This is a genomic window from Acinetobacter lactucae, from assembly GCF_013344765.1.
Lineage (GTDB): Bacteria > Pseudomonadota > Gammaproteobacteria > Pseudomonadales > Moraxellaceae > Acinetobacter > Acinetobacter lactucae_A.
Window position 1 is genome coordinate 1 of sequence record NZ_JABVBF010000040.1, and the last position, 22,385, is coordinate 22,385.

Annotated in this window: 17 protein-coding genes and 6 tRNA genes; 8 read left to right on the forward strand and 15 right to left on the reverse strand. The window is 38.2% G+C overall.

Annotation, left to right across the window (positions count from 1 at the left end; all coding sequences use genetic code 11):
• Nucleotides 1-216 precede the first annotated feature (216 nt).
• Entirely contained in the window at nt 217-924 is a 708-nt protein-coding gene (locus HUN22_RS06230) for a nitroreductase (RefSeq protein WP_174727149.1), read from the forward strand.
• 25 nt (nt 925-949) lie between these two features.
• On the opposite strand, the gene HUN22_RS06235 is transcribed toward HUN22_RS06230, so the two are convergent.
• Entirely contained in the window at nt 950-2,164 is a 1,215-nt protein-coding gene (locus tag HUN22_RS06235) for a multidrug effflux MFS transporter (protein ID WP_174727152.1), read from the reverse strand.
• 127 nt (nt 2,165-2,291) lie between these two features.
• Here HUN22_RS06235 and yccS point away from each other — a divergent pair, with 127 nt between their 5' ends.
• The 4 genes from yccS to HUN22_RS06255 all read left to right on the forward strand — a co-directional run bounded on the left by yccS (nt 2,292) and on the right by HUN22_RS06255 (nt 8,783).
• Nucleotides 2,292-4,466 carry a YccS family putative transporter gene (gene yccS / locus HUN22_RS06240; RefSeq protein WP_174727155.1) on the forward strand — a complete coding sequence of 725 codons (2,175 nt, stop codon included), beginning with the start codon at nt 2,292-2,294 and terminating at the stop codon, nt 4,464-4,466.
• Nucleotides 4,467-4,566: 100 nt separating this feature from the next.
• Nucleotides 4,567-5,142: an SdpI family protein gene (locus tag HUN22_RS06245; protein WP_002116136.1), complete on the forward strand. Its 576-nt coding sequence runs from the start codon at nt 4,567-4,569 to the stop codon at nt 5,140-5,142.
• Nucleotides 5,143-5,297: 155 nt separating this feature from the next.
• A complete protein-coding gene (locus HUN22_RS06250; protein WP_174727157.1) occupies nt 5,298-7,880 on the forward strand; it encodes a PepSY domain-containing protein in 2,583 nt (860 codons plus the stop codon).
• 117 nt (nt 7,881-7,997) lie between these two features.
• Nucleotides 7,998-8,783, forward strand: coding sequence for a YdcF family protein (locus HUN22_RS06255; RefSeq protein ID WP_174727160.1), 786 nt, complete (start codon nt 7,998-8,000; stop codon nt 8,781-8,783).
• 380 nt (nt 8,784-9,163) lie between these two features.
• Here the strand turns inward: HUN22_RS06255 and HUN22_RS06260 are convergent.
• The 8 genes from HUN22_RS06260 to HUN22_RS06295 form a co-directional block, all read right to left on the reverse strand.
• Nucleotides 9,164-9,239, reverse strand: a tRNA-Val gene (locus HUN22_RS06260).
• Between the two features lie 66 nt (nt 9,240-9,305).
• Nucleotides 9,306-9,382: transfer RNA gene (locus tag HUN22_RS06265), tRNA-Asp, on the reverse strand.
• A gap of 37 nt (nt 9,383-9,419) precedes the next feature.
• Nucleotides 9,420-9,495: transfer RNA gene (locus tag HUN22_RS06270), tRNA-Val, on the reverse strand.
• Nucleotides 9,496-9,584: 89 nt separating this feature from the next.
• Nucleotides 9,585-9,661 (reverse strand) — tRNA-Asp (locus HUN22_RS06275).
• Between the two features lie 47 nt (nt 9,662-9,708).
• Nucleotides 9,709-9,785, reverse strand: a tRNA-Asp gene (locus HUN22_RS06280).
• Between the two features lie 24 nt (nt 9,786-9,809).
• Nucleotides 9,810-9,885: transfer RNA gene (locus tag HUN22_RS06285), tRNA-Val, on the reverse strand.
• A 206-nt stretch (nt 9,886-10,091) separates the two neighbouring features.
• Nucleotides 10,092-10,595: a cell wall-recycling L,D-carboxypeptidase ElsL gene (gene elsL, locus HUN22_RS06290; RefSeq protein ID WP_174727163.1), complete on the reverse strand. Its 504-nt coding sequence runs from the start codon at nt 10,593-10,595 to the stop codon at nt 10,092-10,094.
• A 101-nt stretch (nt 10,596-10,696) separates the two neighbouring features.
• Nucleotides 10,697-11,074 (reverse strand): YbaN family protein, encoded by a 378-nt coding sequence (locus tag HUN22_RS06295; RefSeq protein WP_174727166.1) that lies wholly within the window; start codon nt 11,072-11,074, stop codon nt 10,697-10,699.
• A 103-nt stretch (nt 11,075-11,177) separates the two neighbouring features.
• Between HUN22_RS06295 and HUN22_RS06300 the strand changes: the two genes are divergently transcribed.
• The 3 genes from HUN22_RS06300 to dapE all read left to right on the forward strand — a co-directional run bounded on the left by HUN22_RS06300 (nt 11,178) and on the right by dapE (nt 13,601).
• On the forward strand, nt 11,178-12,050 hold the full coding sequence (locus HUN22_RS06300) for a DUF1853 family protein (RefSeq protein ID WP_174727169.1): 873 nt from the start codon (nt 11,178-11,180) through the stop codon (nt 12,048-12,050).
• 142 nt (nt 12,051-12,192) lie between these two features.
• A complete protein-coding gene (locus tag HUN22_RS06305) occupies nt 12,193-12,336 on the forward strand; it encodes an entericidin A/B family lipoprotein (RefSeq protein ID WP_174727172.1) in 144 nt (47 codons plus the stop codon).
• A 128-nt stretch (nt 12,337-12,464) separates the two neighbouring features.
• A complete protein-coding gene (gene dapE, locus HUN22_RS06310) occupies nt 12,465-13,601 on the forward strand; it encodes a succinyl-diaminopimelate desuccinylase (protein ID WP_174727175.1) in 1,137 nt (378 codons plus the stop codon).
• Nucleotides 13,602-13,638: 37 nt separating this feature from the next.
• On the opposite strand, the gene HUN22_RS06315 is transcribed toward dapE, so the two are convergent.
• The 6 genes from HUN22_RS06315 to pilG form a co-directional block, all read right to left on the reverse strand.
• Entirely contained in the window at nt 13,639-14,103 is a 465-nt protein-coding gene (locus HUN22_RS06315; protein ID WP_174727178.1) for a hypothetical protein, read from the reverse strand.
• Nucleotides 14,100-18,632: an Hpt domain-containing protein gene (locus HUN22_RS06320; RefSeq protein ID WP_174727181.1), complete on the reverse strand. Its 4,533-nt coding sequence runs from the start codon at nt 18,630-18,632 to the stop codon at nt 14,100-14,102. Before HUN22_RS06320 ends, HUN22_RS06315 begins: the two co-directional genes overlap by 4 nt.
• 150 nt (nt 18,633-18,782) lie before the next feature.
• Nucleotides 18,783-20,864, reverse strand: a complete 2,082-nt coding sequence (locus tag HUN22_RS06325) for a methyl-accepting chemotaxis protein (protein ID WP_174727184.1) — start codon at nt 20,862-20,864, stop codon at nt 18,783-18,785.
• A 41-nt stretch (nt 20,865-20,905) separates the two neighbouring features.
• Nucleotides 20,906-21,442 (reverse strand): chemotaxis protein CheW, encoded by a 537-nt coding sequence (locus HUN22_RS06330; RefSeq protein WP_174727187.1) that lies wholly within the window; start codon nt 21,440-21,442, stop codon nt 20,906-20,908.
• Nucleotides 21,443-21,500: 58 nt separating this feature from the next.
• On the reverse strand, nt 21,501-21,863 hold the full coding sequence (locus HUN22_RS06335; protein WP_174727190.1) for a response regulator: 363 nt from the start codon (nt 21,861-21,863) through the stop codon (nt 21,501-21,503).
• A 23-nt stretch (nt 21,864-21,886) separates the two neighbouring features.
• Nucleotides 21,887-22,270, reverse strand: a complete 384-nt coding sequence (gene pilG, locus HUN22_RS06340; RefSeq protein ID WP_000389061.1) for a twitching motility response regulator PilG — start codon at nt 22,268-22,270, stop codon at nt 21,887-21,889.
• Nucleotides 22,271-22,385 lie beyond the last annotated feature (115 nt).

Sequence of the window (22,385 nt, forward strand, 5' to 3'; positions counted from 1 at the left end):
ACCAACAAGAGCATGCTTTTTTGCCTAATTTAAATATAAAGTGGCATATTCGAATTATAATTAATCAGACATTATGTCCAAACTAATTAAATTATCATATCTGCAAAGATACGCCTTTCTAATCTAATATTTTTTTCTTATAAATGAAGTAGTTTCAAATTATGAAATAAGGCTTCAAAAAAGTGTGAAGATTTAAGAAAAGATATAGGAGTACTCATGAATTTGGAACAAGTTCGTCTCGTGGATGAGGCTATCACTTCTCGGCATTCTGTCCGCGCTTTTTTAAATACTCCAATTGAACCAGAAGTGATTAAAGATTTATTACGAGTCGCAAGCCGAGCGCCTTCTGGAACGAATACTCAACCATGGAAAGTGTATGTGGTAACAGGCAAAAAGCGAGATGAAATGGTTGAACGTGTCTGTGCTGCACAAATTGAAGTTTCAAAAAATCCGGAACTTGCAGAACAATATAAAGAAACTTTTGCCTATTACCCTGAAAAATGGATATCCCCTTTTATTGACCGCCGCCGTGAAAATGGTTGGGGACTCTACGGTTTACTCGAAATCAAAAAAGGCGAAAAAGAAAAAATGGCTGAGCAGCAGTTACGTAATTTTAAACTGTTTGATGCTCCAGTCGGTCTTTTCTTTACCGTAAATAAAACGATGGGAATCGGGTCTAAAATGGATATCGCGATGATGATCCAAAACGTGATGGTCGCTGCCAAGGCACGTGGCTTAGATACATGCCCACAAGCAGCTTGGAACCATTTTCACCCTATTGCTTTAGATGTGTTGGGTGCATCAGATGACGAAGAACTGGTATGTGCAATTGCACTAGGTCATGCTGATCCTGACCATATTGTAAATACCTTTATTACCCCTAGAGAACCTGTTGAAAATTTCGCAGTTTTTCTAGACGAATAAGCTATAAGTGGCCATTCTCTAAAAATTAGGGGAATGGCTTGGTTTTTACCTGTTGTGTCGCTTTCAATACAACAATAAAACCACTCAACGTAAATAACACCATCATTATTCCCATATTGAGTGATGCAGACCAAATCAAGAAGTTAAGTAACACACCACCTAAAAGGCCACAAGCGAATTGCATACTTCCCATGATCGCACTTGCTGTCCCTGCACGAGCACCTTGTTTGGACATTGCGAGTGCCATCGCATTTGGGCCAGTTAAACCAATGCCAGAAATAGCGAAAAATAGTCCTACCATAACAAGCCATAAAGGCGCCGCAGGAATTAAACCAGCAATAAATACAATGATGGCTCCAGTCACTTGCACAAGGGAACCCGATTTTAAACGTTTAGTGATCTCAACACGTGTTGTTAGGTGCTTATTTAAAGAGGACATCAACATAATACCAAAAGCATTTAGTCCAAATACGTAAGCAAACTCTTGCTGATTAAGTCCGTACTGATCCATAAACACGGCAGGTGCTGAGCTGATATAGCAAAATAATGCTGCCCCCGTTAAACAGCCTGCAAACATAGGTAAGCGGAAACTCACATCCTTGAAAATAGCTCCATATAAAGTCACCACTTGATAGAGCGATAGCTTAAGCCTTTTATCATTTGCCAAAGTTTCTTTAAAAAAGAAATGTACACACAGCCAACATAGTGCCCCCACAACTGAAAGCGCGATAAAAATAGCCTGCCAAGGGAACCAAATTAAAATCCATGCCCCTATCATCGGTGCCAAAATTGGTGCAAGCCCCATGACAATCATCATGCTTGAAAAAGCTTGTGCCGAGCCTTGAACATCGAGTTTATCGCGTATTGCTGCACGAGCCATGACCACACCCACACAGCCACCTAAAGCTTGCAAAATACGTGCAGCAATCAAGCTCCATTCACTGGTAGCCATTACACAAAATAAGCTGGCGACTGCATAAAGCGCAAGGCCAAAATAAAGTGGTTTCTTTCTTCCAATACGATCACTTAGAGGACCATAAACTAACTGTCCGATAGCTAAACCAAAAAAATAAGCTGGTAGTGTATTTGCCACCATTTGCGTACTTACCCCAAAATCATGAGCCATTTGGGGCAATGCAGGCAAGTACATATCAATGGATAACGGCCCTAAAGCCGTAAGCAAGGCGAGCAACATAATCCAGCCAATAGAGTATTGACGCTGGGCTGTTTGTTCAGACATAACGATATTTCATTTTTCACTCATTTGCATACAGACAAGCTTACACTGTCTATCGTATGATTTGTGCAACATTGGTGTAGAAATACACAAATCCTTTATCACTCAGGTTGATCAGCAAGGACTTCCTTTGAAATCTTGGTTTAAACGCCTAAAAAGAGCGACTTATAACACAACATTTATGTATAACGTGCGAATGCTGATAGCCTTTTCAGGAACTGCTTTCGTGCCTTATTTTTTAGGCTATCAATTAGCAACTATTCCACTCACTTTAGGTGTAGTCGCAGCAGGTTTAAGTGATATTGATGATCGCTTTTCAGTGCGAATCATGAACCTGATTTATACTTATATTGGGTTCTTCGTTACCGCAGCTTCCGTACAATTACTTTTCCCCTACCCAATGGCTTTTGCCTTAGGCTTAATTGCTTCATGTATTGGCTGGATTTTACTAGGTTCGTTAGGACGTCGTTACGCCACCATTTCTTATGGCTGTTTGGTTGTTTCGGTCTATACCATGTTGGGTGTTCACCTTTTTGATCATTGGTATATCCAACCAGCCCTTTTAGTTGCAGGTGCTGCATGGTATGGTCTAATTGCAACGATTAGCTTTTTATTATTTCCCGTTCGTCAACTTCAAGACAAACTAGCTGCCTCCTATGCATCTCTAGGTGATTTTCTATTTGCAAAATCAAATTTGTTTGATGTAGATATGACGCCTGCCAGCTATCAGCAAAGCATGATTGAGCTGTCATTAGAAAATGGTAAATTAATTACGATTTTTAATGATTTAAAAACAGCTTTATTGACTCGTTTAAAAGGTGACCGTGGACAAAAAGATACACGCCGAAGCCTACATTATTATTTTGTCGCTCAAGACATTCATGAGCGTGCAGACTCAGCCCATATTGACTATCAAAAATTAGCTAAAATTTTTCAGCACAGTGATATTTTATTTAGATTTCAACGAATTTTGGCGGTTCAAGGCAAAGCTTGCCAAGAACTAAACGAATGTATTTTGCAACGTAAACCTTATAATCATAATAAACGCTTCAAACAAAGTTTTGAGAACCTAAGACTGTCTTTAGAGAAGCTAAGACGTGATCAGCATTATGACCTTTTATGGGTAAATGCTCTTTTCGCTTTGTACCAAAACTTAAAATCTATCGACTCTCAGTTACTTAACTTGGAAACTGAACAACACATTCAATCTGATAAAGTAAAACAAGCCGAAAATCAGCTGAAAGATGATGATTTACAAGGATGGAATGACATAGTTGTTCGAATAAAACAAAATTTAACTCCCGAATCTGTACTCTTCCGCCATGCAATTCGCGTATCGATTGTTCTTTTTATTGGTTATGTGTTGATTCAAATGACCAATATTGAGTACGGCTATTGGATTATGCTTACAGCCCTATTTGTAAGCCAACCCAATTTCAACGCAACCAAACGTCGCTTACGCTTAAGAATTGTTGGAACATTAGTTGGGATTATTGTTGGCCTTGCAATTGTATTTCTAGTGCCTTCTATAGAAGGACAACTAATAATGTTAATCCTAAGCGGAGTATTGTTTTTTGAGTTACGCAGTAAGCAATATGCTCAAGCAACCGCGTTTATTACAATTTTGGCATTAATTAACTTTAATCTAGATGGTTCGGCAATGGCCGCTGCTATTCCGCGATTTGTAGATACTTTAATTGGTTGTGCCCTAGCTTGGTTTGGGGTGACATTTATTTGGCCCGACTGGAAGTTCCGTCGCTTACCTCGCAACATCAGACGTTCATTACAAGCTCAATGCAACTATTTAGCTGAAGTCGTTAAACAATATCATGAAGGTCGCAATCATGCGCTGAATTACCGTATTGTAAGACGTGCTGCCCATAATACAGATGCTGAGGTTGCTTCACTTATTTCAACTTTAGCAACCGAGCCAGACTTTGACCCTACTCGTAAGTCAGATATCTTTGAATTTTTATGTTTAAACCATACCTTTTTAAGTTATATCGCAGCACTTGGGGCACATCGGGAAAGCATTCAAGATGAAGCTGTTCTTAAACTCTTAGACCAAGCGCTAGATGACATTCAAGGGGCTTTACTAAGGGACGAAATGCCTGATCTTACAGCACAAAATATGCTCCAAACGATAAGACAGCGTCTAAGTCAAAATAATGAAGAGGATCAAAAATCACTCATTATTTTACAGCAACTATCACTCATGCTTGGTGTATTGAACCGTTTTAGTATGTTAAAACAACGTCTAAGTCATGATCTTGATAATGATGCCAGTGAGCTCGCATCGTTATAAATTTGAGTCGGAAATTAGTATGAAATTGGCATAATATCCTTTCCTGACTTATGCCAATTAATGCTAAACTTAAAACAGTTTACAATTTGTTATTTGCACTATGACCGCGAAAACTTTATACGCTTATACGCTTCAGCCTGTTCCATATGATGTGTCAGAAGCTGAACAACGTAATGCACAGCTTCTTATCTGGCGCAGCACCAATAAAATCAGCACAAAAATTTGGGCAATTATGGGTGTCGTTTTAGCCCTTGCTATATTAGGTCTTATTTTTATTAAGAACTACTCTACAGTTTTTTGCTGGGTTGCTATTGTCGCTGTAGTACTTTACTACCTAGGTCGTAAATACGGATTAGAATGGTATGTTAAACGCAAAATGAATGAATTTCCGGTACAGGAAATCAAAGGTATTCGTTTAGGTGTGCAGCCTCATGGTATTGTGATGCGTCAACAAATGGGCTTACAGGAAGGCGTAGGTACTATTGGATGGAAAAATATCTACGAATGGTACAATACACCTGATTTTATTTTGGTCAATTTCAAAGTAAAAGATCCAAAAGGCCAAGAACAACAAGGTGCTTATATCCTACCTAAGCGCATGGATTCTAAGAACTTCTCGTTCAATACAATTCGCACGCACTTAAAAGAATCTGTTGGCGAGCCGAAAACCTTATAATTCTATATTTAATAAAAAGCCTCCTCATGGAGGTTTTTTATTAAGCTAAAAATAAATGATAATGAAAATTAATATTATCTCCAAAATCCATATTATCTCCCCAATCTTCGGCTATACTTCGTTACAAGATCTCCATCATATTTACATTTTCGACCATGTTTAAAAAAATTTTATTTCAAATTCATTGGTTTCTGGGTATTACTGCTGGCCTAATCTTATCCATTATGGGTGTAACAGGTGCAATATATTCTTATGACCAACAAATTTTAAAATGGGTGAATTCTGATAGTTATGTAGTTCAAGCTGAAAACACTCCAAAATTAACTCCTGCGCAGCTTTATCAGCATTTCAATACAACTCAGCCTGAAATCAAAATTAATAGCATTACGATCGCCAAGGATCCCACCTCTTCTTCTATTGTAAATATTGAAAAAGAAGGTGAACGCCGTGGCTACAATATGATGGTGAACCCTTATAACGCTGAGGTTCTTCCAGATATTAAAGGCCGAAAGTTGTTGTTACTCATACAACAAATTCATCGTAATTTAACCGCTGGTGAAGTTGGTAAACAAATTACTGGTGCCTGCGCACTTATGTTAATTTACTTCGTACTGAGTGGATTGTATTTACGCTGGCCTAAGAAGCACTCTGCTCGTCAATGGCTTGCTATTAAACCGAAACTCAAAGGCCGAAATTTTATTTGGGATCTACATGCTGTTGTCGGCACATGGGTCATTGTTTTTTATCTACTTTTTGCATGCACAGGTCTATATTGGTCTTATGATTGGTGGCGTAGTGGCATGTTCAAAGTAATGGGAGTCGAGCAACCTAAACCACAAGGTCATGGTGCTACTCCTCAAAATCGTGGAATGCAACAAGGTAAACAAGCTGACCGTAATCATGATAAAAAATCAGAACCCCAATTAGATAATACTCAGCTCATTACAGCACTTAATGAAACATGGAGTGGCTTCAATAGTCAGATTGGACGTGATTATTCAACTCTAACCATGAACTTACCAAAAAAAGATGATGGAAAAATTGAGTTAACTTTTATCGATGCTACTCCACAACACGAACGTGCACGTAACCAAGCCATCTATAATTACCAAACTGGTAATATCGAAAAGATAGAGCTTTACGAAGATAAAAAGCTTAATCAAAAGATTATGAGCAGCATGTTACCTGTACACCGTGGTAGCTTTTTTGGACCAATTTATCAATTCGTTGCGATGCTTGCTTCATTAGCAATGCCTTTGTTCTTGGTTACTGGATGGATGCTGTATCTTAAACGCCGTAAACAGAAAAAATTAACACATGCGGCTCGCCAGTCTTTAGCAGGACAATACATTGATCCAAATGCAAAGCCTTGGTTGATTACTTATGCAACTCAAACGGGTGTAGCAGAACAACTCGCTTGGAGTACGGCAACAAGTTTACAAGAAGCTCATCAACCTGTTCAGGTTAAACCTGTACAGCAGCTAACACAAACTGATTTAGAGCAACATCAACAGGTTTTATTCGTGATCAGTACTTATGGTACTGGTGATGCTCCTGATCTCGCTACAAGCTTTGCTAAGAAACTTTTAAAATCGAACTTAGACCTTAAGCACATCAACTATGCTGTTTTGGCTCTCGGTTCTAAAGAATATCCAGACACGTATTGTAGTTTTGGTCATGTGGTGGACGCTTGGCTCAAAGCGAATGGTGCTCATGCCCTCTTCAATACAATTGAAGTTGATAATGCAAACCCATCGGATATTCAGAACTGGAATCAATCTCTAGCAAAAGCAACTAAATTAGATTTGCATGCTGTAAATCTAGAAAAAGTCTTTGATACATGGATATTGCAACAACGCGACTTACTCAATCCAAATAGCTTAGGTCAACCTGCTTATAATATTGAGCTTAAAGCAAGTCATGAGGCGATATGGCAAGCGGGTGATATTGCTGAAATACAACCGGGCAATAGCGCTGAACGTATTCACGACTTTTTGCAGAAGCATCATATTCTTAAAAATACAAAAGTTGATTCATTACAGATTCCAATCGAAAAAGCGCTTTGGAATAAAGATTTAACTGGCGAAATTGAACCATTTGCGAATCTGGACCATTTATTAGAACAGCTTCCTAACTTACCAACGCGAGAGTATTCGATTGCGAGTATTCCTTCTCAGCAAGTCCTTCGTTTGGTTGTTCGTCAACAATATGACACGTCTGGTAACTTAGGTTTAGGTTCAGGTTGGCTAACTCAACATACGCAAGTTAATAATGAAATTGCTTTACGTATTCGTACCAATGAATCATTCCATCTTATTGATGACAACCGCCCTATTATTTGTATTGGTAATGGAACAGGTATTGCTGGCTTAATGAGCCTATTACACACCCGTACGCGTCATGACTACACTGAAAACTGGTTAATTTTCGGTGAACGTCAAAGAGCATGTGATTTCTTCTATTCATCAACTATTGAGGCATGGCAAACAACAGGAATGTTAAAACGCCTTGATTTAGCATTTTCTAGAGACCAGGAACAACGCATTTATGTTCAAGATGTAATTCGTCAGAATGCAGCAGAATTAGTAAGCTGGATAGAACGCGGTGCTGTTCTGTATGTATGCGGTAGTATTGATGGTATGGCAAGCGGAGTTGATCAAGCACTTATCGAAATTCTAGGTGAAGAACAGGTAGATGAGTTAAGACAACAAGGCCGCTACCGCCGTGATGTATATTAAAGACCAATAAGAACAAAAAAAACCGAGTAATAGCTTAAATGCTTTACTCGGTTTTTTATTGCATTCAGAATGATTTTGCATACACTGTCTGCAATTTAAATTGCAACTCTAAGCACAATGCAAGTCAGTAAGTGGATCCGTATTTTCCTAGCAATCATTGGTTCGATTTTATTTCTAGATGGATTAGTTCTAATTTGTCTCAATAAAATTAATGTAGGCACCGTTATTCCTTTAATTTTAGGTGCTTTCTTCTGCCTATATTCTTTATTTTATTATCACTTAGAGCGCTTTTTCTTCTATCACTATCGCTTACACACACTTTGGCGTTTTGGGTGGTTATGCTTCTGGATATGGTTAATTGGCTTAGGCTATTTCTTTAGCTTTATTAAAGAAAATAAGAATACTTCAAATAATATTCCCCCAGTAAAAGCAATTATTGTCTTAGGAAGTGGTGTCGAAAATGGCCAACCATCCACAATTCTTGCAAAACGTTTAGATACAGCCGCACCTTTAGCACTAAAACAGCAGCAAGCACAGATTGTTTTAACAGGTGGTGTTGATTTTTCAGAAAAAGAAAGCGAAGCATTAGTTATGTCTCGTTATCTTGAGCAAAAGTATCATATCGCAAGAGATCAAATGATTCTTGAAGATAAAAGCACCAGCACAGAGCTTAACTTAAAAAATAGTAAACCGTTATTAGAACAGCACCTCATTACCTTAGACCAGCCAATCGCTATTGTCACAAGTGATTTTCATATTCCTCGAGCAGTAGCGATTGCAAAAAAACAGGGCTATACCCAAGTTTATGGAGTAGCGGCCGAAACACCATTAGCTACTCGTTACAATGCATGGTTACGTGAATATTTCGCGTATGCAAGTGGATGGCTTTTAAACGAATATTAAAAGTACTTTAATCGAAAAACTGCTATTCAAAAAAATAGCAGTTTTTTTATTTGTAAAAATATTGGTGATCGGTACAAATATAAAGTTGATATTAGCTAAAACTAGTAAGTTACACACTAAATTCTTATCTTTAACCACTACTAACGAAATTTAATGAGCACTAAGAACCCATCAAAGACAATAAGTATAGAAGTAATAAAGCTGAAGACTTAATAACTAGCGATCAATAAAAAGAATAACTTAAAGATATAAAGACTTTAATTTTAGAATAGAAAAGTTGAGCCTATACTTAGTCACATAGTAAATAAATTTACATGCAAGCATAAGATATTTATAGAAGAATATTAATCTAGGGAGATTTAAATTTCTGGTAGGAAATATGGTGGGCGCTGACGGGATCGAACCGCCGACATTCTGCTTGTAAGGCAGACGCTCTACCAACTGAGCTAAGCGCCCTTAATGAGAAAAGATAGCGAATGTATCTTCATACTCTACATTCTCTAGACAAGGGAATCAAGAGAATGGCGCAGCGGACGGGGCTCGAACCCGCGACCCCCGGCGTGACAGGCCGGTATTCTAACCAACTGAACTACCGCTGCACTACAATACTTTAAAATTAAAGTATGGTCACATATATGGTGGGCGCTGACGGGATCGAACCGCCGACATTCTGCTTGTAAGGCAGACGCTCTACCAACTGAGCTAAGCGCCCCAAGAAGAAAAAACTAATAAATTATTAATTTTTCGATTTAAAACTTTTACATCCTAAATCATCTTCCAAACACAACCCGAACTGAAAAGTGGCGCAGCGGACGGGGCTCGAACCCGCGACCCCCGGCGTGACAGGCCGGTATTCTAACCAACTGAACTACCGCTGCACTTTCACAATATCGAAATTGTGGGGTAAACGATGTTAAGTCTTAAGTGGCGCAGCGGACGGGGCTCGAACCCGCGACCCCCGGCGTGACAGGCCGGTATTCTAACCAACTGAACTACCGCTGCACTTGAGAGCTTAACGTAAAGGCTTGGTGGGCGCTGACGGGATCGAACCGCCGACATTCTGCTTGTAAGGCAGACGCTCTACCAACTGAGCTAAGCGCCCTTAACGTCTTCATCGTTTGTGAGGTGCATTATAGAGAATCTTTAACAGGTGTCAAACGCTTTTCGACAACTTTTCAAAAAAATGCGAATGAATGATTAAAAATAAGTCATTATTAAGTAAAAAACAATTTTTTGTATTTTATTTAAGCACTTATTCTAATATTTTGATCATTCAGCTAATTAAATAAGAATTTTTAAAATCCTATTTTAGGTTAAAGATTGCTCAGACAAATAAACCAATGCATCTTCAGAGACTAAATCAAATAGTTCAATGATTTCCTCATTACGCATTCGAACGCAACCATGTGACATTGGTACACCCATTGGTTGCGTGTCTGGCGTCCCATGGATGTAAATATAACGCTGCATAGTGTCGTGGCCATCCCCTCTATTAAAGCCCTCTTCCAAGCCATCTAACCAAAGAATACGTGACAATATCCAATCTCGTTCAGGGAATTGTGCTGCTAGTTCAGCGTTATAAACCTCCCCTGTTGGCTTACGTGCAATAAAAACCGCATTTTGAGGAGACTCGGCGCCAATTTTTTTTGCAACTCTATGCCATCCACGTGGAGTTCTACCTGTATTTTCCTGCTCACCAATACCATTCTTTCCGGTAGAAATAACATAAAACTTATTATGTTTAGGCAAAGTTAAAGTTTGATTTGCCAAATCTATGAGGACATCTGCATCTTCGAGCTTAAATTGAGACATTGAACTTATTCTCTTATATCAACTCAAATATTTTGAGTTTAAGTAAAAATTTATAGGAAAAACTTGTCTTGCACCAAAAATAAAAGGTTCTCAATCTTCTTTTATCTACGCGCATTTTCACTTTTTGGCTCAGGCCTTAGCCATAACCAAACTGCAACGATGAACATGGTAGTATCGGTAAAAACCTTGACCCAAAGCGGTGCTGAAGTAAATAGCATGATCAGGCCACTGATTGCCATCATTATGCTTGCAATCCACTTGGCTTTACGTGGCACTGTACCATTGGCTCGCCAATCACGTAATGTTGGGCCATATTTGGGATGATTTAATAACCAGTCATCCATTTGTGGCCACCCCTTTGAAGCCGCCCATGCAGCCAGAATCAAAAACACTGTTGTGGGCATACCTGGTAAAATTGCTCCAATAATGCCTAGCGTGATAAAAATCACGACCAAAGAGCGCCAGAACAATGTTCGCATATATAAACCTTAACCTGCTGTTAGCGTTAGTATAAAGTGTTTTTCTTATATTGTTTGTTGGTCCCTTATGAAATTAGGATGAATTACTTCGAGTATTAAATATATGAATATTGCCTCAGTGAAAACTTCCTATTTCGAACCATGGCTTCAATTTCGACACCCTGTAGTGCGACAGCTGGCTTTTTGTATCGCTAGCCCCAATTTACTTTACCAATTACCAAAAAGTTTTTTTATACAACATCACTTTAAGCTGCATCCAACCGAAGTATGGGAAGAGCATTTTCAAAATTATTTACCACGTTTGAAAGAACTTGATCAGTCACCAGAACCATTAATCCACTTTTTATCTCAACTTAAAAGTACACGCTTAGGTTTACGCTTTGAGAATTTACTTTGGTTCTGGCTACAAGAGGATAATTATCATCCTTACCAACTGTTGGGTCATAGTATTCAAAAGATTGAAGGAGCAATAACTTTAGGTGAGTTAGATTTCTTAATTTTAAATAAAGAAACTCAACAAGTTGAACATTGGGAAGTCGCGCTAAAATACTACTTAGGCGAGGCAGATTTACATTTAGAACAATGGATTGGGTTGAATCGCCAAGATACTCTGAGCAAAAAACTTTATCATTTTACGAATAAACAATTTCAGTTCTCTGAAGCATTAAATTTTAAGATCGAACAACGTTTTGCTGTTTTAAAAGGACAACTCTATCTACCTTTACAATTAAATTTACAACAGTCATTACCAGACTGGATAAATTTAAAGCGTCGTTTGGGATATTGGGGTACTACCATTCCACACTCTCCCTTTTATCGATTAGAAAGACACGAATGGTTGTGTCCAAATCAACAACCTAGTTCAGATACAGCGTACTGGTGGACAGATGGTTTATATTGTAAAAATAGTGAAGAGGTCATGTTTTATATGTTTAGACATCCTTCATACTTAAACATTAAGTCGATTTCGTACTAACTTGCAAAAATTAAGCTAATTAACAATAAGTTTTAAGTTTCCAGAAACATTTTATAACGTTTTTACTATTAAACAGTCATGTTTCTTTTTCCGTTTGTTTTTTAATCTAAATTTACTTCATTATTAAATTTAAACGGAGAAAATGATGAAAAAAGTTTTAGCTGCTTCTGTAATGATTGCTGTTGTTTTAACAGGCTGTAATACGTTTAAGGGTTTTGGTAAAGATGTTTCTAAAGCAGGTGATGCTGTAACGAATACCGCTGAAAAAACGCAAAATAAAATGTAAGTTAGAGTCATCACGTGAAAAAAACCTTATCGTTCCGATAAGGTTTTTTTATTTTTACATACCCATACCGTAGAGATTCGCCTATTATATCGGACTATATTTCACCTAATCAGCACGCAATTTTCGGTATGAACCATTCAGATACTCTCTCGCTTAGCTTAGAACTGTTACAACAACCTTCTATTACTCCTATTGATCATACATGCCAAACCATCATGGCAGATCGTTTAGCTAAAATAGGTTTCCATATTGAACCAATGCGTTTTGGTGAAGTTGATAATCTCTGGGCACGCCGTGGAACTGAAGAGCCTGTATTTTGCTTTGCAGGCCATACTGACGTAGTACCAACGGGTAAGTTAGAAGCATGGAATTCAGATCCATTTGTACCTGAAATCCGTGATGGAAAACTATATGGGCGTGGTTCGGCTGATATGAAAACAGCTTTAGCAGCTATGGTTGTTGCATCTGAACGTTTTGTAACAAAGCACCCTGATCACAAAGGTTCAATTGCCTTCCTCATTACTTCTGATGAAGAAGGCCCTGCTATTAACGGTACGGTTAAAGTTATTGAAACTCTTGAAAAACGTAATGAAAAAATGACGTGGTGTTTGGTCGGTGAACCTTCAAGTACCCATAAACTAGGCGATATTGTTAAAAATGGCCGCCGTGGTTCTCTTAATGCTGTATTAAAGGTTCAAGGCAAACAAGGTCATGTAGCTTACCCACACTTGGCGCGTAATCCAATTCATGAAGCATCGCCAGCGTTAGCTGAGTTGTGCCAAACAGTTTGGGACAATGGCAATGAGTATTTCCCAGCGACATCATTTCAGATTTCAAATATCCATGCAGGGACTGGCGCAACTAATGTAATCCCAGGTGCTTTAGAAGTTACTTTTAATTTCCGTTATTCAACCGAGGTTACAGCGGAACAGCTTAAACAACGTGTTCATGAAATTTTAGATAAGCATGGCTTGCAGTATGAAATTGTCTGGAATTTGTCTGGTTTACCATTCCTAACACCTGTGGGTGAACTCGTTAATGCCGCACAAACTGCTATTTTGAACGTAACGGGTACTGAAACTGAGCTTTCAACAAGCGGCGGTACTTCAGATGGACGTTTTATTGCCCCAACAGGCGCTCAAGTCTTGGAGTTAGGTGTTCTTAACGCAACAATTCATCAAATTAATGAGCATGTCGACGTACATGACCTTGATCCATTGACTGATATTTATGAGCAAATTTTGGAAAACTTGTTAGCTAAATAAAATTTAAAAAGGAACTCATTTGAGTTCCTTTTTTGCTTTATAAGCCAAGTGATTTTTCAATATATTCTAAGTTAGGTATATAGTAGCGTTGATCTTGCATACGCACATATTTAAATACTGTTGGATGCTGTTCAGCCTCATGCTCATCTATTTCATCGACAATTTCAGAAATACGTAAACGAACAGAAAGTGGCATAGTTTTACACATTAATGCAAAACGTTGGCTGATATCTTCCCCTTCAATTACCAGTGCTACAGCATATTGATCAGTTGTGTTATGGACTGAGTAGATAGGTAACTTTACATCATGCCACTCAATATGTTTTATGCCATTTCTTACGTCCATAGCGGATAACACAATATTTTGTGGCAACAGCATAGGTACCTGATCATTACATTCAATAATATAGGCATCAATAAAACCAGTTGAAACCGTAATAAGATGCTGTAGCTCTTGTTGGTCCATATTACCAATCAGAGATGTATTCACACTACCTTTCATGATTTGACCTCACTTTCAAACGCTAGAAGTAAAGCATCGATATTCTCTAGTAACTCTTCCTCTTGGAAAGGTTTACCCATGTATTGACTTACACCTAATGAGAATGCTCGTTCACGATGTTTTTCACCTGTTCGGGATGTAATCATAATAATTGGCATGTATTGATGCATGTCATGATGTCGTACAAGATTCAGTACTTCGAAACCATCCATGCGTGGCATTTCAATATCAAGTAGCATTAGATCTGGCTTAATATTTTCTAGCTGCTCTATAGCATCTACACCATCTTTAGCGGTCACAACATCGTAGCCTTGGCGCTCAAGTAATCGAGACGTTACCTTACGTACAGTTACCGAGTCATCAACAATCATAACGAGACGGCGCTCGTCAGATTCTCGTTGTTTATATACCGCTTCACTGAGCTGTTTATGACGCGGCGTTGACTGAATTTGTCGTGCAATATTTTGTCCATCTAAAATTAAGCAAACCTGTCCATCACCTAAAATAGTCGCACCTGCAATTGCCCCAATGCTAGAGAACTGTTGACCAATTGGTTTCACTACAATTTGTGCTCGAGAACCAATTAACTGATCAACAAGTAATGCAACAGTTTGGCCATTATTGGCTTTAATCATTAAGACAGGTAATGAATACATCATGCCATTTAGACGAGGCATTGGTTGATTACCCACAAATTCTGAAAGATAACGTAATGGATAACGTTTATTTTCATACTCGAATAGCTCTTTAGGACTTTCAAAATACTGTTCTAAAGAAGCTGGAGAAACTCGAACAATTCGATCAATTTGAGCAAGTGGAATCGCAAATTGTTGATCTGCCACTTTCACCATTAGAGCATCACTTACAGCTACTGTAGTCGGTACACGAATAGTAAATGTTGTTCCCTTACCATAAACAGAGTCTACGCTAACATGTCCACCTAGAGCCTTAATGTCACTTTGTACAACATCAAGTCCAACACCACGTCCAGAGATCTGGGTGATCTGTTCTGCAGTACTTAAACCTGGATGGAAAATCAGTTGCAGAATATCTTGGTGTTCCAAGTCTTGTTCTGGCTTGATCAGACCTGCGAACAGCGCTTTTTGGCGTACTTTTTCTACATCAATACCTTGTCCATCATCGCTAAAGACAACCACAACATCTGTACCTTGACGTTGAATATTGAGTTCAATACGCCCAGCTTCTGGTTTATTAGCTTGCTGACGCTGCGCTCTGTCTTCTAAACCATGGTCAATTGCGTTTCTAAGCATATGCTCAAGCGGCGTTACTAAACGTTCTAAAATATTACGGTCTAATTCACCTTCAGTATTATTTACAAAAAGCTCAGCAGGTCTGTTCAACGCGGTAGAGGTCTGACGAACAATTCGCTGTAATCGCGGTAGTAACCGTGAAAATGGAACTAATCGTGTTCGCATCAAGCCTTCTTGAATTTCTGCCTGAATTCGTGATTGTTGTAAAAGCAAACTTTCTGTATCTCTGATCTTGTGAGATAACGTATTTTTAAAGTCGACCAAGTCCGATGCAGATTCAGCAAGAGATTTTGATAACTGATTTAAAGATGAATATTGGTCCATTTCTAAAGGATCAAAGTCAGTATAACGAGAATGCTCAATACCGTGTTTGGCAATAATTTGTGTCTCTAACTCACCTTCCATTCGACGTAACTGATCGGCAAGTCGTTGAATAGCCAATTCCATTTCAACCAATGTATGACCAAACTGACTTAGATCCATTTCAATTCGGGAACGGTTAATCGAGTTTTCACCAGATAAATCAATCATTTTCTCGATTAAGTCTGCTGAAACACGGATCATTTCATTATTCTGATCCAGACGTTCTGTTTGCTCCCATAAACCCATCATTGGTGGCGGTTCTGTACCATCACCTTGTATAAAGGTCATCACAGACTCTGAGCTAAACAAATCAGCTTTAGTTAACTTAGCCGGGATTTGGATATTTGTTTCAAAGAATTGAATATTTTCTAAGCTTTGTTGTAGTCCATCAAAATGTTGGTAGTTGTGCTTGAAAATTGCATCTTTTAGCCATGCAATGGCACTTTCGAGCAAATGATCATAAATATTCGAGTTGAAGTGATGCAGTGCAAATTGTTCAAAAGTATTTTCCAGTTGATAGGCAATTGCATACACAGCTTCTAAACCGACCATTCGTGCACCACCCTTCAAACTGTGCACGGCTCTTTGTAATTGAAGCAAGATGCTACGGTTCGTACGCTGATCGAACCATTGTTTCAATAGCACATCAGCCATTTCTAACAATTCAGCAGCTTCTTCTAAGAATGTTTGCTCAACAACAGCCGTAATATCCTCTTCATCAACTACAGCTTCATTCTCTTGCAATGATCTAACTGATGTTATTGCTTCAACTGGAGTAGCCAATTCAGTAACAACTGTATCAAGTACTTGATCATGATGAACTTCTAATTCTTCAATAACAGGTTCAATTTCTGTCAGCACATTATCTATTAATACTTCAGATATTACCTCTTGTTCAGAGAATAGCTCACTTTCAATATCAAATTCTTCAACCTCAGGTACAGATTGGAAGTTAGAGTTTTGGCCTGCTCTCTTCAACGCGTTAATTGTGTAAGGAGCTGCATAATCTAGCTGTTTTTCACGCATGATTTGTAGACGGTCAGCCAAATCATCTTGAACCAAACGAATAAAATCAATTAAAGGTGAAGTTGCAACTAATTGTTTTTGAATTAAACGCTCATATATACTTTCTAATTCATGGGTAATCAAACCAAGATAGGTTGCTTGAACCATATTTGCTCCCCCTTTCAAGGTATGCAAATAGCGCATTAGATTATTCAGGGCCGCAAAGTTTTCTTGCTCACCTACCCAAATATTGAGATCGGTATCAATTCCCTCAAGTAATTCCTCAGCTTCTTCAAGAAAGATATCTAATAGATCTGGATCAAAATAACGGTTTACGTGTTCACTCGAAATAAACTGACGATCCAACTGTACACTCTGACTCATCAGGGCAGGATCATTTGATACATCTTCTATAGATATCAGAGGTTCATTTCTTATTTTTTCAATTGCAGTATTAAACGATGGTTCAATGACTTCCTGATAACTTTCTAATGGTTCAAAATTAAGACTTGGTACATGTTGAGTATATAGTCTTAGCTCTTCAAGAATATTTTGGTGCTGCTCAATAATACTAACTCTTTGACCCGCAGCTAAGGCATCAAATAATTGAATTAATTGTTGATGTGCTTTTTCATAAATTTCAAAAATATAGTCTGATTGCAGTAAATCAGGTCGATCAAGTAATATCTTATAGCTGTCTTTAAGCTGGTTAGTATATTCATATAAACCCACCATTGCCTGTGACTGAGTATGTTGTAACAACAAATCTGCTTGTTCACTTAAACGTTCAAGATAATGAGGAAACTCAGTACGTATTCCTTTCTCAAAGTCTAACTCTGCATCAAGCAACTCGGAAACATCTAGTTGTAATAGCTGGGATACCAGACCATGTGGAGGCGTGAGTGAACTAGAATGCTCTCCACGCTGCTCTATATAAGCATCCCAAATCTGATTGAATCTTTGCAGGCCAGCTTCTAATTGCTCATTAGCACAATGTATAGACAATAGGTCTAAACAATTTCGAATAAATTGACGATAATCACGGAGTAGTCTAATTTCTTCTGAGTGAGAAGAGAGTTCTTCTTGCAATAAGATTTTAAATAAATGCTCAACTTTAGTACTGGCCTCAAAAATCGCATCAATCTGTGCCATTGCAGAGCTACCACGTAACGTATGTAATGCTCGTATTAAAGCATTGTAACTCTCATGCTGATGTATTTCTTGTTCTAAAAATTGATCAATAGTAGCTAAGTGCTCTTCTGCTTCTTCCATAAATAAAATTAAGGTTTCCGCAAGAGCCTGTTCATTTTCTATAGCGATTTCTGGAGTAGAGATAGTTGAAACTTCATTTGATTCTAATTCTAAACCATTCGTTTCTAAACCAGTCTGAGTTTCAGTAGTAAGAGTACCCGCCAATACTAAAAGTTCATCTAATGCCGGCTCTAAACTTTGCTGCTGTTGTAATTGTTGGCCCAATAAAATAAGTGCTCTAAAGTCTACTAAATGTTCTTTTTTAGATTTGAAGTCATCTACTAACTTAAAGAAATAGAACTTAAATACCAACTGAACATATTGTTGGATGTTCGGAGTTAATTCGATACTTTGATTAATAATCCGATTAAGCGTATCTTCGACAGTCCAAGCAAGCTCTGCAGATGATTTTGCACCAATCATCCGCCCCGAACCTTTCAAGGTATGAAAATGACGACGAATTGCAGTCAGCGTAGCAATATTTTCAGATTGCATCCATTCATGAATCAAAGATTGTAATTCAACAAAAATTTCTTCAATTTCTTCAATAAAGATTTCAAGAAATTCATCATCTTGTTGAGAATAGCTATCTTCCGGTAGCATCATTGCTTCAGTTAAAGTTTTTAATATTTCTTTCATAGCAAAGGCTTCTTTTGCTTATCTCCTAAATGGAGAAAAACGACAGAGTCAACACCAGAAAAATAGCTGTTTTCCCCAATATCTATCTGGTGTTGTTAATACTTTTTAGAAGAATAGCGATTACAGAAATAGCTATTCTTTTCCCCCAATTTAGTCAGGTAATTTAAAGTCTGTTACTGACTCACGTAGTGACTCTGACATATTCGCCAATTCCGATACCGAGCGAGCAGTATCAAATGTTGCTGTCGTTGTTTGTGAAGTAATTTCTTGTACAACCGTCATGGTTGCAGCAATATGACTTGCAGAAGCTGATTGAAGTTTTGCTGCGTCAGAAATGCTAGCAATTAGGTTTGCCAAGTCACCAGATACTTTTTGAATTTCATCCAATGCAATACCCGCATCTTTCGCCAAGTTAGCACCACGAACAACCTCCGTTGTAGTTTGCTCCATTGAGATAACGGCTTCGTTAGTATCTGTTTGAATCGTTTTAACCAGAGTTTCAATCTGTTTAGTTGCCGATGCTGAACGTTCTGCAAGACGCTGGACTTCATCCGCAACTACAGCAAAACCACGACCTGCTTCACCAGCCATAGATGCTTGGATCGCGGCATTCAAAGCCAAAATGTTTGTTTGGTCTGCAATATCGTTAATTAATGAGACAATATTACCAATTTCTTGTGATGACTCACCCAAACGTTTAATACGCTTAGATGTTTCCTGAATCTGTTCACGAATGGTATCCATACCCTCAATAGAACGATTTACCACTTGTGCGCCATTAGAAGCAATATATACCGAACGCTGTGCTACGTTAGCGGACTCAGATGCATTAGACGATACTTGGTCAATAGACAATGCCATTTCGTTCATCGCTGTTGATGCACCTGCAATTTCTTGTGCTTGGTGCTCAGATGCCTCTGCTAACTGGTTAGTAATATTCTGGGTATTCTGGGTATAACGAGCAACTTCTTGCGAAGTTTCATGAATTCGAGATACGAGGTCACGTAGTTGGTCAATTGCGAAGTTAATAGAGTCGGCGATTGCCCCTGTAAAGTCTTCAGATACCGTTGCATATGAACGTAAGTCACCATCTGCAAGATCGGCAATTTCATCAAGTAAACGTAAGATCGCGTTCTGGTTACGGTCATATTCTTCTTGCAATGTAGCTACACGCTGTTTATCAGCTTTACTACGAAGTGATAAAAGCTTTAAAACTGAGCTAATTAATCCAATAAGTGATAATGTAAGAAGTGCAACTAAAACAAAAGCTTTCCACCCATAACGTGTTTGCTCGGAAAGATCACCCAATGCAGCCAACATGTCATCAGATTGCGAGAATATCTCACCCGATGATTGACGTACGTTTACAATTTGATTTGTATGTTTGAGAACTGATGTCGCTGCAGATTTTAAAACTTTATCATATTCGGCTTGAATACCTTCCAAAGATTCACGTACTTCTGGAGACTCAACTCTAGCAACACCCAATTCAGCATTACCATTTAGCTGTGCATTTAAATACACACCAAAAGTATCAATATCGACACTAAAGTCATGCGCTGAGTTCTCGGAGTTCTCTGTACTAATGAAAACGGAGTTAATAGAACGTAAAATACGTTCCGCAATAAATACCTGGTTTTTAGCAATAACGACCTGATTATTCGATACGTTTTCGCGGACCATCTTATCAACCATCAAGTTATATTCAGCTTGAATCTCAGGAATAGTGTCACTAATCGAGATGTTCATATTATATAACTTATTAATTACACTCTGCTGTGACGAGATCAAGTCGACGTCATAAGACAAAGCTTTCCACAGAACCGCCACCTTTTGGTATTCTTTTGAAGACTTACCATAAATATTTTCAACATTTTGCATATTTTTAGCAAAAAGTTGGCGCGACTCAATTAAGTCTTTCATTGCTTCAGGTGATCCAGAAGCCGTTGCTTCCGTAGCCTGTCTAGAAATAGTTTGTGACAATAAGCGTAACTCACCCAGACTACGTGTTAATTGGTTATGTCGAGGCACGCTATAAAATAAATAAACGAGCGAAGTTAAAGCAAATACTAAACATAATAATGCAACATAAAGGATAGGCTTGGACTTTTTACTTTCCCCAAACAAACTGGCATATTGCTCAATTTCCGACTGGATTTTTGCAATAAAATTGACATTCGATTTTTCGGACGCAACCCGATTGCTGCCTTTCTTTTTAAGCTTAAAGCCCATAGCTTTTCCCCAAAAAAATACTCTGTTTTCACAGCGTAAAATTAGTTTATAAATTTTGTCGATGCATTCATGTAATGTGGGTTTTGCAATAAACGACTAAATAAAAAGACATGCCAATGCTGGTTATGTTGATGAAAATAACCTTGGCAATATTCTTTTAGATTTTCCTCTAAGTCTAAGCTTTGAGAAAAAAAGCTTTTTTTATTAAAGTGCTGAATCCCCAAGACCTGATCCACAACCAAGCCCACATACTGGTCGTGATGGCTAATACATAACACTTTTTGGGCAGCCGAAAATGAACTTCGTTGCCCTGAAATAAAATGAGCCAAATCAGAAACTGCAAGTAATCTCCCCCGAATATTTGCCAATCCCTTTACCCAACTTTGAGTATTTGGAACAGGTGTATATTTCGGTGGATAGATAACTTCTGACACTTCCCCAAGTGGTGCGACGAAGTATTGCCCTCTCATTTCAAAAGCAATCCCTGACCATCGCTGTGCTTCATTTTGAACTGAAGCGTAGTTCTTATTACCTCGTTTAGATAAACGAAGTAACTCGATAAATCCGTTCGCGGCCATACTCTATCCTATAAGACGGGTTTAAATCCCGCCATTTATGTTTTTATGGATGGATGAGCTAATTTAGAAATTGTTTAATTACATCAATCAGTTGCTTTTCTTCAATCGGCTTAATCAGATAATCGAGTGCGCCCTGACGTTTGCCCCATACTCGATCAGTTGCCTGATCTTTAGTACTCACAATAACAACTGGAATATGTTTAGTCTCTTCATCACGGGTAATTTGGCGTGTTGCCTGAAAGCCATTTACACCTGGCATGACTACATCCATTAATACTAAGTCCGGCTGTTCTGCTTTTGCTAAAGTTACACCATCTGCACCATTTGATGCTTCAAGCACATCATAACCATGCTTGGTTAGAATTTCTTTAAAACGAAAAGTTTCTGTTGGTGAATCATCTACAATGAGAATACGTGCCATTTTTTTGCCCTCAAATTACTGGATTATGAACTTACATGATTACGAATCGCGTTTAGCAATTCATCTTTGCTAAAAGGTTTCGTCAAGTATTCATCTGAACCTACCACACGCCCTTTTGCCTGATCAAATAGACCATCTTTACTAGAGAGCATAATAACGGGAATGTTCTGATAATTTTGAGAGTTCTTAATCAGAGCACATGTTTGATAACCATCTAAACGAGGCATCATGATATCGACAAAAACAATATCCGGATTTGCTTCTGCAATTTTGGACAAAGCTTCAAATCCATCCACAGCAGTAATGACTTCGCAGCCTTCTCGCTGCAATAAGGTTTCTGCTGTACGGCGAATGGTTTTTGAGTCATCAATCACCATTACTTTCAGATTTTGGAATGCATCTTCCATTTAATCTTCCATCCCCATAAATATAAAATATAAATGCTATTTAACTTAAATTTGTTTTTACACATTTATAAGCATTTTTAACATATCTCACCTTCTATTTTCAATGAGGCATTTT